The sequence below is a fragment of the Streptococcus mitis genome, assembly GCF_047463435.1.
In the GTDB taxonomy this organism is placed as follows: domain Bacteria; phylum Bacillota; class Bacilli; order Lactobacillales; family Streptococcaceae; genus Streptococcus; species Streptococcus mitis_DS.
On the sequence record NZ_JASHDW010000001.1, the window covers coordinates 46933 to 58415 of the forward strand.

At 40.5% G+C, this 11483-nt stretch carries 12 protein-coding genes and 1 other annotated feature; of the genes, 3 read left to right on the forward strand and 9 right to left on the reverse strand.

What is annotated here, in order from left to right; all coding sequences use genetic code 11:
- Positions 1-93: 93 nt before the first annotated feature.
- From rpmA to QM843_RS00265, 4 genes are all read right to left on the reverse strand, one after another.
- Positions 94-387, reverse strand: coding sequence for a 50S ribosomal protein L27 (rpmA, locus tag QM843_RS00250; protein ID WP_000916509.1), 294 nt, complete (start codon positions 385-387; stop codon positions 94-96).
- A 16-nt stretch (positions 388-403) separates the two neighbouring features.
- Entirely contained in the window at positions 404-748 is a 345-nt protein-coding gene (locus QM843_RS00255; protein WP_000613699.1) for a ribosomal-processing cysteine protease Prp, read from the reverse strand.
- A gap of 15 nt (positions 749-763) precedes the next feature.
- On the reverse strand, positions 764-1078 hold the full coding sequence (gene rplU / locus QM843_RS00260; RefSeq protein ID WP_000109141.1) for a 50S ribosomal protein L21: 315 nt from the start codon (positions 1076-1078) through the stop codon (positions 764-766).
- 35 nt (positions 1079-1113) lie between these two features.
- Positions 1114-1201, reverse strand: a sequence feature (ribosomal protein L21 leader region).
- A 58-nt stretch (positions 1202-1259) separates the two neighbouring features.
- On the reverse strand, positions 1260-1964 hold the full coding sequence (locus tag QM843_RS00265) for a YoaK family protein (protein WP_414304252.1): 705 nt from the start codon (positions 1962-1964) through the stop codon (positions 1260-1262).
- 141 nt (positions 1965-2105) lie between these two features.
- Here QM843_RS00265 and QM843_RS00270 point away from each other — a divergent pair, with 141 nt between their 5' ends.
- Positions 2106-3083, forward strand: a complete 978-nt coding sequence (locus QM843_RS00270; RefSeq protein WP_414304253.1) for a Gfo/Idh/MocA family protein — start codon at positions 2106-2108, stop codon at positions 3081-3083.
- Positions 3080-4162 (forward strand): DEAD/DEAH box helicase, encoded by a 1083-nt coding sequence (locus tag QM843_RS00275; protein WP_023947787.1) that lies wholly within the window; start codon positions 3080-3082, stop codon positions 4160-4162. Before QM843_RS00270 ends, QM843_RS00275 begins: the two co-directional genes overlap by 4 nt.
- Positions 4163-4420: 258 nt before the next feature.
- Here QM843_RS00275 and tuf read toward each other — a convergent pair whose 3' ends face one another.
- A complete protein-coding gene (tuf, locus tag QM843_RS00280) occupies positions 4421-5617 on the reverse strand; it encodes an elongation factor Tu (protein WP_001040726.1) in 1197 nt (398 codons plus the stop codon).
- A 206-nt stretch (positions 5618-5823) separates the two neighbouring features.
- Complete coding sequence (locus QM843_RS00285; protein WP_023947789.1) at positions 5824-6933, reverse strand: AI-2E family transporter; 1110 nt, start codon at positions 6931-6933, stop codon at positions 5824-5826.
- A 102-nt stretch (positions 6934-7035) separates the two neighbouring features.
- Here QM843_RS00285 and pbp3 point away from each other — a divergent pair, with 102 nt between their 5' ends.
- Positions 7036-8277, forward strand: a complete 1242-nt coding sequence (gene pbp3, locus QM843_RS00290) for a D-alanyl-D-alanine carboxypeptidase PBP3 (protein ID WP_023947791.1) — start codon at positions 7036-7038, stop codon at positions 8275-8277.
- An 82-nt stretch (positions 8278-8359) separates the two neighbouring features.
- Here the strand turns inward: pbp3 and sufB are convergent, their stop codons facing one another.
- The 3 genes from sufB to QM843_RS00305 are packed head-to-tail and all read right to left on the reverse strand — an operon-like array spanning position 8360 to position 11483.
- Positions 8360-9772 carry a Fe-S cluster assembly protein SufB gene (gene sufB / locus QM843_RS00295; protein ID WP_000797054.1) on the reverse strand — a complete coding sequence of 471 codons (1413 nt, stop codon included), beginning with the start codon at positions 9770-9772 and terminating at the stop codon, positions 8360-8362.
- A 57-nt stretch (positions 9773-9829) separates the two neighbouring features.
- Complete coding sequence (gene sufU / locus QM843_RS00300; protein WP_033684976.1) at positions 9830-10270, reverse strand: Fe-S cluster assembly sulfur transfer protein SufU; 441 nt, start codon at positions 10268-10270, stop codon at positions 9830-9832.
- Positions 10257-11483, reverse strand: coding sequence for a cysteine desulfurase (locus QM843_RS00305; RefSeq protein ID WP_033684975.1), 1227 nt, complete (start codon positions 11481-11483; stop codon positions 10257-10259). Before QM843_RS00305 ends, sufU begins: the two co-directional genes overlap by 14 nt.

The window sequence follows — 11483 nt, forward strand, 5'->3', positions numbered from 1 at the left end:
CTCCGAAAACTCGGAAAGCCTTAGTTTATGCTACTTCTAGCTTCCTCGCCTTTATATTTCAAGGCTCGGGATAAAAAGGTTCACTGGACCTTTTTATTTAGCGATTGGGTAAACAGAAACTTGTTTTTTATCGCGTCCTTTACGTTCAAAGCGTACTACGCCTTCAACTTTAGCGAACAAAGTATCGTCTCCACCACGTCCAACGTTTACACCTGGGTAGATGTGTGTACCACGTTGACGGTAAAGGATTGATCCACCTGTTACAGTTTGTCCGTCAGCTGCTTTAGCTCCAAGACGTTTCGCTTGTGAATCACGTCCGTTTGATGTAGAACCTCCACCTTTTTTGTGGGCGAAAAGTTGCAAGTTGTTAAGAGTCATTTTTAACATAATGTTTTCCTCCGTGTTAGTTTTCTGTGATAACTCTGGTTTGGACGAACTCAGAAGAGTTCTCCGATAAGTTTGCCATACCTAAGAAAAATGATTCAAAGAATAACTGGGTCATTTCTCTCTGGTGTGAAGGAAGATCTTTTGGAATTTCAACCATCAGATAGCCACCTTCATCTTCGTTTAATTCTAGGATTGGTTCATAGCCTGCAAATTTCTCAATAGAATTGATAAAGTTAATGGCAAGCGTAGAAACCGATGCACACACGACATCTAAGCCGTATTCGCCACTCTCGGCGTGTCCAGTAATTTCCGCACTCCTCAGCTCGCCATCTTCGGCTCTCTCAAAGACTGCTTGTATCATGTGTTCTCCTTAAAATTAAGCGTTGATTGCGTTGATGACAACTTTTGTATATGGTTGACGGTGACCTTGTTTACGGTGGCTACCTTTTTTAGGTTTGTACTTGTAAGTAACAACTTTCTTTTGTTTTCCTTGTTTTTCAACAGTTCCAACTACAGTAGCTCCAGCAACAAGTGGAGTTCCGACAACAGTGTTTTCACCACCAACAAGAACAACTTCGTTAAAAGTAACTTCTTGACCAGCTTCAACGTTCAATTTTTCAACGTAAACTGCTTGACCAACTTCAACTTTAACTTGTTTTCCGCCAGTTTTGATAATTGCGTATGTGCTCATTATGCACCTCCTATGATTTTTATGGGTTTCCCCGAATTTTTGTGAAGACTCGCCTAGCATCGTGGGACGAACCACTTAAACTTGAATAATCAAGCAACGATGTTCGTGCGGTTGCACAGGAACGTGCATAGTCAACTCTTCAAGTATAGCATATCTCCTGTTTTCTTACAAGTAATAACACCTAAAATGAAGCTTTTTCTTTTACTTTTTTCTGCAACTTGGCAAAAAGCATGCTGAGGTAAAAAATGCTCATCATAATAGGAACACCAAGAATAGTCTTTTCATGATAGAAAATCGTCAAATAGGCTGAAAAGACAACGCCAAGAACAAAACTACTAAGAAGGCTAACAAATATAAACCCTTCACGTAAAAAAGGAGTGTGCTTGGTCCGGAAATAATCTCCAAAAGCCAGCATGGTCCGTTTGATGTTCCCTGTCATAAAAGCGTTATTGTAGGCAATACCCGACACTTCTCCAAAAGCAGTTGTCACCAACCCCATACAGAAGGCCAAGGGTGGCACTAGATAGATATTATCTACCGTCTGCGGCACAAAACCAATAATTATTGATAAGATTGCCAAAGGAATCAGTGACAAAATTGGTTTTTTCACAATTCTCAATTTTTCCTTATAAATCGTTAGTAAAAAGACCCCCATCATAAAAGCTAGCAATGTGAGAACCTTGTCCCTAACATCTGAAACATTATTTTGAATTAATTCTACTGAAAGAAAGACGACATTCCCAGTTTGTCCAGCTACAAGAGTATTCCCTCGCACAATAAAAGTATAGGCATCTACATATCCTGCACAAAAAGTCAAAAAAAGCGCTAACCTCTTAGACTGACGTGATATTTTTCTTATAGGTAATAACCTCATTTTCCCTCCCATTTCATTTACTCATCTCATTATTGTACCACTTTCTTTGGAAAAGACCTAGTAGCTTATTTGAAATTTTTTCCCCTCTGTTGGATAGTCCCGTCTATCTATGTTATAATGAAAGAAGGATTTGAAATTGGAAAAGGAGTAACTATGCTTAAATTAGGTGTCATCGGAACAGGGGCTATCAGCCACCACTTCATAGAAGCAGCCCATACCAGTGGAGAATACAAGATGGTCGCAGTTTATTCTAGAAAGATAGAAACTGCAGCAACCTTTACTTCTCGCTATCAGGATATCCAACTCTTTGATCAATTAGAGGACTTCTTCAAGAGCTCCTTTGATGTGGTCTATATTGCTAGTCCAAACTCCTTGCATTTTGCTCAGGCAAAAATTGCATTGTCTTCAAGTAAACACGTCATTCTTGAAAAGCCAGCTGTCACTCAGCCACAAGAATGGCTGGATTTGGTTCAAACAGCTAATAAAAATCACTGTTTTATCTTCGAAGCAGCTCGTAATTACCACGAAGAAGCTTTTACTACTATCAAAAACTTTTTAGCAGACAAGCAAATTTTGGGAGCAGATTTCAACTATGCCAAGTATTCTTCCAAAATGCCTAACTTGTTGGCTGGGGAGACACCTAATGTCTTCTCAAATCGTTTTGCTGGCGGAGCCCTTATGGATTTGGGGATTTATCCTCTCTACGCTGCCGTTCGCCTCTTTGGAAAGGCTCAGGACGCGACCTACATGGCTCAACAGCTTGACAATAGCATGGACCTGAATGGAGATGGAATCCTCTTCTACCCAGACTATCAAGTTCATATCAAGGCAGGGAAAAACATCACTTCCAATCTTCCTTGCGAGATTTATACGACAGATGGTACCTTGACCCTCAACACCATCGAACATGTCAGCTCAGCTATTTTTACCGACCATCAAGGCAATCAAGTCCAACTCCCTATCCAACAGGCTCCTCATACGATGACTGAGGAAGTCGCTGCATTTGCACACATGATTCATCAACCAGATCTGAATCTCTACCAAACTTGGCTGGAAGATGCAAGTTCAGTTCATGAGCTACTTTATACCATGCGCCAGACTGCTGGCATTAGATTTGAGGCAGAAAAATGAAAACCAAACTACCGACTGAATGGCAAGAACTGAGTGACCAACTCGGTTTCCAAGAATTTACCCCCATTCAAACTCAACTATTTGAACCCCTTCTTGCGGGAGAAAATCTTCTAGGAGTGAGCCCAACAGGAACTGGTAAGACCCTAGCTTACCTCCTACCAAGTCTTCTCAGACTACAAAAGAAAAAAGCCCAACAACTCTTGATTCTAGCACCAAATACTGAGCTTGCTGGACAGATTTTTGATGTATGTAAAACGTGGACTGAAGCTATCGGCTTGACTGCTCAGCTCTTCTTATCAGGTTCGAGTCAGAAACGCCAGATTGAACGCCTAAAAAAAGGACCAGAAATTCTGATTGGAACTCCTGGCCGTATTTTTGAACTCATTAAACTGAAAAAAATCAAGATGATGAATGTGGAAACTATCATCCTGGATGAATTCGACCAATTGCTCGATGATTCTCAGATTCACTTTGTCGAGAAAATTACCCACTACGCACCGCGTGACCACCACCTGGTCTACATGAGTGCGACGACCAAGTTTGACCAAGAAAAGATTGCGCCTAACACGCGCACCATTGATCTCTCTGACCAAAAATTGGATAACATCCAACATTTCTATATGCAGGTAGACCAACGTCACCGAGTGGATATGCTACGAAAACTAGCTCATGTAGAAGATTTCCGTGGTCTGGTCTTCTTTAACAGCTTGTCAGATCTTGGAAGTGCAGAAGAAAAATTACAGTATCGTGATATCTTAGCTGTATCTCTAGCTAGTGATGTCAATGTTAAATTTAGAAAAGTTATCTTAGAAAAGTTTAAAGATAACCAACTGACCCTTCTTCTTGCAACAGACCTTTTGGCTCGTGGGATTGATATCGATAGCCTCGAATGTGTTGTAAACTTTGATGTCCCTAGAGATATCGAAATTTACACTCACCGTGCTGGCCGTACTGGCCGTATGGGCAAGGAAGGTTATGTTATCACTCTCGTCACCCATCCTGAAGAACTCAAAAAACTTAAGAAGTTTGCAGGTGTCCGTGAAATTGTCCTAAAAAATCAAGAACTCTACATCAAATAACCCCCCCTTTGCTCTATGCCCATCAAGTGTATAGAGCTTTTTTATGTAAACAATTCTTCAATTTTATACTCAATGAAAATCAAAGAGCAAACTAGGAAGCTAGCCCAGACTGTACTTGAGTACGGCAAGGTGACGCCGACGTGGGTTGAATTTGATTTTCATTGAGTATTAGTTCAATATTCGAAAAAAAGAACCTTGCAAAGCAAGATTCTTTTAGTGTCTGACTTAAATAATTGTTCTTCTGGGAACTAAATCGAATTAAGCTTCGATTTCTGTAACCATACCTGAACCAACAGTACGTCCACCCTCACGGATAGAGAATGTAGTACCTTGTTCTACGGCGATTGGGTGGATCAACTCAACGTCGATTGTCACGTTATCACCAGGCATTACCATTTCAGTACCTGCTGGAAGTTCGATTGAACCTGTAACGTCAGTAGTACGGAAGTAGAATTGTGGACGGTAGTTGTTGAAGAATGGAGTGTGACGTCCACCTTCTTCTTTAGTAAGGATGTAGACTTCACCTTTGAATTTAGTGTGTGGGTTGATTGAACCTGGTTTAGCGATAACTTGTCCACGTTCGATTTCATCACGTTGAACACCACGAAGAAGGACACCTACGTTATCTCCGGCAAGACCTTCATCAAGTTGTTTACGGAACATTTCAACACCAGTAACGACTGCTTTTTGAGTTTCTTCTTTGATACCAACGATTTCGATTTCGTCGTTGACTTTAACGATACCACGGTCGATACGTCCTGAAGCAACTGTACCACGTCCAGTGATTGAGAATACGTCTTCGACTGGAAGAAGCAATGGTTTGTCAGTGTCACGTTCTGGTTCTGGGATGTACTCATCAACTGTGTTCATCAATTCCATAACGATGTCTTCGTATTTAGTGTCACCTTCAAGGGCTTTAAGAGCTGAACCTTGGATAACTGGAAGATCGTCACCTGGGAAGTCGTATTCTGACAATAGGTCACGGATTTCCATTTCAACCAATTCAAGCAATTCTTCGTCGTCAACCAAGTCAACTTTGTTCATGAAGACGATAAGGTGTTTAACACCAACCTGACGTGAAAGAAGGATGTGCTCACGAGTTTGTGGCATTGGTCCGTCAGTTGAAGCTACTACAAGGATAGCTCCGTCCATTTGAGCGGCACCAGTGATCATGTTTTTAACGTAGTCCGCGTGTCCTGGAGCGTCGATGTGAGCGTAGTGACGTTTTTCAGTTTCGTACTCAACGTGCGCAGTGTTGATTGTGATACCGCGTTCGCGTTCTTCTGGAGCAGCATCGATAGACGCATAGTCTTTAGGTTGGTTAACTGATGAAGGCAAGCGACGTGCCAAAACAGTTGTGATAGCTGCAGTTAGGGTAGTTTTACCGTGGTCAACGTGTCCGATAGTACCAATGTTAACGTGTGGTTTACTACGATCGTATTTTTCTTTTGCCATTTGAGTAAAAGCCTCCAATAAAATATATTTTATAGATAGACAGTAGGCAATACAGTCTAACTTTCCTTACTATTTTATCAAATTTCAGCTAAATTGCAAGTGTTTTACAAAGTTTTTGTGAATTATTCTTAATCTACTAATCTAAACGGTATTTCTACTCCCATCACTTCTTTAATGAAAAAGAAAAATCAGGAATTTCCTGATTTTTACTTAGCTAATTCTCTTTCTCGTTCTTTCATTATTTTATGATTTTCATACAAACGTGATAAAAACTTAGAAATTTCTTTTAAGATAGAATAGGTTGGTACTGCGACAATCATGCCAATGACACCATAGATATTACTTGATAACAAAAGTAATACTAAAATCGTAATTGGATGAACCTTCATCACTCCACCAACGATTCGAGGGTAAAGGATGTTCCCATCTACTTGTTGAATAATCAACATATAAACAACTGCAATCAGCATTCTATGAGGATCAGTAAAGACATTGGCGATAATCATCGGAATCAAACCAATACTTGGTCCAACATAAGGAATGAGATTGGCCAATCCTGAAAAGATGGCAAAGACCAAAGCGTATTTCAAACCAATCACGCTATATCCGATAAAGGCCAAACAACCAATAATAATCGCATCAATAGCAACTCCACTAATATATCGAGCAATTGTAGTATTCAAATTTTTTAAAAGACCTGTAATATGCAACTTATCTCGCTTTAAAACAGTACGCTCAAGCATCGGCAAGAATTTGTGGCCATCTAACAAAAAATAAATTAAAAATACAGGTGTCATGATAATAATCAAAACAGTACTAAAGAGCGCAGATAAGACACTTCCAACACTATTCGTTACACTATTTAGGATATTCTGTAGAATATCTACATAAGAGAGATTTAACTGTTGAATAGTCGCTTGAATATCTAAATTTTGAAAGGCTGGATAAGTGGATAAATCGATAATCAAATCTTGCAGACGACTGTAGATTGTCTGACTTGTAGCAATCAAACTTGTCAGCTGATTAATCAAAATCGGTAAGAGATAGACGACCCCAATAACTAGCCCACAAACCAAGGCGCACAAGGTTAGTAGAATACCAATGATACGGTTAATTTTGAAATACTTTTGTAAAAAATTTACAATAGGATTGGTCAAATAATATAAAAAACCACCTAAAAGAAAGGGAATCATTATAGTGTTTGCGACACTTACAAAAGGCGTTATAATCCCACCCATCTGTCTCCATAAATAAAAGATGATGGTTAATAGTAAAATCTCACTGGTCCAAAAAAATAATTTATTCTTACGAAACATGAAGTACCTCCATTCATCTATTTTACCACACTTTCAAAAAAGCTTCTTTCTTATATCATGAAACTGGGAATATTTTTTTCTTTATGATAGAATAAACTTACTATGAAAAAAATAATTTTAACTCTCCTAAGCCTTTCCGTTATTGGGGCAGCATCTACTGTTGATGCTCAAGATTTTAATATTGCTGCTAAACATGCAATTGCTGTTGAGGCAAATACCGGTAAAATTCTCTATGAGAAAGATGCAACCCAGCCAGTTGAAATTGCTTCGATCACAAAATTGATTACTGTTTATCTTGTCTATGAAGCCTTGGAAAACGGTAGTATTACACTATCAACTCCGGTAGATATCTCTGATTATCCATACAAATTAACGACAAATTCTGAAGCGAGTAACGTTCCTATGGAGGCTCGTAATTATACCGTCGAACAACTACTGGAAGCAACCCTAGTATCCAGTGCTAACAGTGCAGCTATTGCGTTAGCTGAAAAAATTGCTGGCTCAGAAAAAGATTTCGTCGATATGATGAGGGCAAAGCTCTTGGAATGGGGCATTCAGGATGCCACTGTTGTCAATACGACGGGTCTTAACAATGAGACTTTAGGGGATAACATTTACCCAGGATCTAAAAAAGATGATGAAAACAAGCTCAGTGCTTATGATGTCGCTATCGTTGCTCGCAATCTCATCAAAAAATACCCACAAGTCTTGGAAATCACGAAAAAACCTTCTTCTACTTTTGCTGGAATGACAATCACTTCTACCAACTACATGTTAGAAGGTATGCCTGCTTATCGCGGTGGTTTTGATGGCCTTAAGACAGGAACAACAGATAAGGCTGGAGAGTCTTTTGTTGGTACTACAGTCGAAAAAGGGATGAGGGTTATCACAGTTGTTTTGAACGCAGACCATCAAGACAATAATCCTTACGCTCGCTTCACAGCTACATCGTCACTAATGGATTATATCTCTTCTACATTCACGCTTCGTAAAATCGTTCAAAAAGGCGATGCCTACCAAGATAGTAAAGCTCCTGTACAAGATGGAAAAGAAGATGCGGTCACTGCCGTTGCCAAAGATGATATCACTCTTATTGAACGTGTTGGGGGACAATCGTCCCAAACTATTCAATTCACACCTGATTCTAAGGCAATACCAGCACCACTTGAAGCCGGAACTGTGGTTGGACATTTGACTTATGAAGACAAGGACTTGATTGGTCAAGGTTACATCACCACAGAACGTCCTAGTTTTGAAATGGTAGCAGAAAAGAAAGTTGAAAAAGCCTTCTTCTTAAAAGTTTGGTGGAATCAGTTTATCCGCTTCATCAACGAAAAATTATAAAAAATCGCGATTTTAAACCGCGATTTTTTGTTACAAGTTCATCTTCAAAATCCTTGATAATGGGTAAATATAAAAACAAATTTTACCCAACTGATCCTTCCATCTCATAGCTAATCAAGCGGTTCAGCTCAACTGCATATTCCATTGGAAGTTCTTTTGTGAAGGGTTCTACAAATCCCATAACAATCATCTCTGTTGCCTCAGATTCTGACAAGCCACGGCTCATGAGGTAATAGAGTTGTTCTTCTGAAATCTTAGAAACCTTAGCTTCGTGTTCCAAAGCAACTTGCGAGTTATGAATTTCATTAAATGGAATAGTATCTGATGCTGATAAGTCATCCATGATAATGGTGTCACACTCGATGTGAGAAACAGATTTCTTAGAGTTTTTGTTAAAGGTTACTTGTCCACGGTAGTCCACCTTTCCTCCGCCTTTAGCGATGGATTTAGACACGATAGACGAACTTGTATGTGGAGCATTGTGGATCATCTTAGCACCAGTGTCTTGGTGTTGTCCTGCATTAGCAAAGGCGATAGAGAGCATAGTACCACGCGCCCCTTCTCCATCTAGGTAAACGGATGGATATTTCATGGTTGTTTTGGCACCCAAGTTTCCATCGATCCACTCAACAGTGGCATCCTTTTGAGCCTTAGCACGTTTTGTTACCAAGTTATAAACGTTATCAGACCAGTTTTGAATAGTCGTATAACGCATATAAGCTCCGTCCAAGGCGAAGATTTCTACGATGGCCGCATGCAAGCTGTTGCTTGAATAAGTTGGTGCCGTACATCCTTCTACGTAGTGAACACTCGCTCCCTCGTCAACGATAATCAAGGTACGTTCGAACTGACCTGTATTTTCGTTGTTGATACGGAAGTAAGTTTGAAGCGGAATATCTACCTTAACACCTTTTGGTACGTAGATAAATGTTCCACCTGACCATACTGCTGAGTTGAGGGCAGCCAACTTGTTATCTGTCGGCGGTACCAACTTGGCAAAGTATTGTTTAAACAAGTCTGGGTATTCCTTGAGGGCAGAATCTGTATCTGTAAAGATAATCCCCAATTTCTGGAACTCTTCCTTCATGTTGTGGTAAACCACTTCTGACTCATACTGAGCAGAGGCACCAGCTAGATAAGCACGCTCAGCTTCAGGAATCCCGATACGCTCAAAGGTTTCTTTAATTTTTTCAGGAACTTCATCCCAAGAGCGAGCAGGTTTATCAGATGGTTTTTGGTAGTAGATCAAGTCATCAAAGTCAATCTCTGATAAGTCTGCTCCCCATGTTTGCATGGGCATTTTTTTAAAGGTTTCATAAGACTTCAAACGGAATTCTAACATCCACTCAGGTTCTCCCTTAGCAGCCGATAATTCGCGAATGACATCTTCGTTTAATCCTTTTCCTGTCGATAGGACAGGCTCTACATCATCATGGAAACCAAATTTATATTCACCAAGATCAATTGGTTTTGGTTCTACTCTTTCTTCAGCCATAATATCCTTTCTTTCATTCTTCAGTTTTACTGATTCATAAGACATAAGAAGCTTGTCTTACTGTTTTTCTTGATTTTCAATTGTTTTCTTCAGGGCATTCCAAGCTAGGGTTGCACACTTAATTCGTTGAGGGAATTTGGCAACACCTGACAAGAAGGCTGCATCGCCAAGTTTGTCTTGACGTTCATCTTTTTGCCCTTGAACCATTTCAGAAAAAATGGTCGCAAGTTCTAATATTTCTTGTTTGGTTTTTCCTAAAACGGCATCTGTCATCATGCTTGCAGAGGCAGTCGAGATGGTGCAACCTGAGTTTAGAAAAGCGATATCCTCCAAGCGGTCTTCTGCATCAAACTTGACAGAGAGATTGATGACATCTCCACAGGTCGGATTATTGAGACTGATTTGTTCAGCGTCTTCTAACTTCCCTTGATGATGTGGATTTTTCGAATGGTCTGCTACCACTGCCATATAAAGGCTATCTAGTTTAGAAAGTGCCATTGAAAAACTCCTTTGTCTTTTGTAAGGCATCGACTAGCTTGTCGCAATCTGCCTTGGTATTGTAAATATAAAAACTTGCGCGAGCTGTTGCTGGGACATCCAAATACTGGAGCAAAGGTTGCGCACAATGGTGACCTGCTCGAACTGCCACACCTTCATAATCCAGAGCTGTAGCAAGGTCGTGAGGATGAAGATTCCCAAGGTTAAAGGCAATGACACCTGAACGTTGAGACAAGTCCTGCGAACCATAAATGGTCAATCCTTCTATCGCCTGCAATTTTGGATAGACATACGAGATTAATTCCTGCTCATGAGCTTCAATGGTATCCATACCAATCTTTTCCAGATAATCCACTGCTGCAGCTAGTCCGATAGCACCTGCCATATTTGGTGTTCCAGCCTCAAATTTCCAAGGCAACTCCTTCCAGCTAGCAGATTGCTCATAGACGAAATCAATCATCTCACCGCCAAATTCAACTGGTGACATTTGCTCCAGATACTTTTCTTTGCCATAAAGAACACCGATACCAGTCGGACCAGCCATCTTGTGACCTGAAAAGGCAAAGAAGTCCACATCCAAGTCCTGGACATCGATCTTCATATGAGGCGTAGATTGAGCACCATCCACCACCATGATGGCTCCAACTTGGTGGGCCATTTGCGTGATTTCTTTAATCGGATTGACTACACCCAGAACATTTGAGGCGTGAGCTAGGGAAACAAACTTGACTCTATCAGTCAATTTAGCTCGCAAATCATCCATATCCAGAGCTCCGTCCTTGAGATAGACATAGACAAGCTCTGCCCCAGTCTTACGGCAGGCTTCCTGCCATGGAATGATATTGGAATGGTGTTCCATGACGGAAATCAAGACCTGGTCTCCCTCAGTCAAGACTTCCTCAGCAAAGCGCGCTACCCAGTTCAGACTGGTCGTCGTTCCTCTAGTGAAGAGAACTTCCTTTATTGAGCCTGCATTGATAAACTTACGAATGGTTTCACGAGCTGCTTCATAAGATGCTGTTGCTCGTTCAGCCAAGGTATGAACCCCACGATGAACATTGGCATTGTCCTGCTCATAGTAGCGGTTAATCGTCTCCAGAACTGCTAGTGGTTTTTGTGTCGTCGCAGCATTGTCCAAATAAACCAATGGTTCATCATTAACAATCTGGTCTAAAATTGGAAAATCCTTGCGAATCGCTTCTACATCTAACAT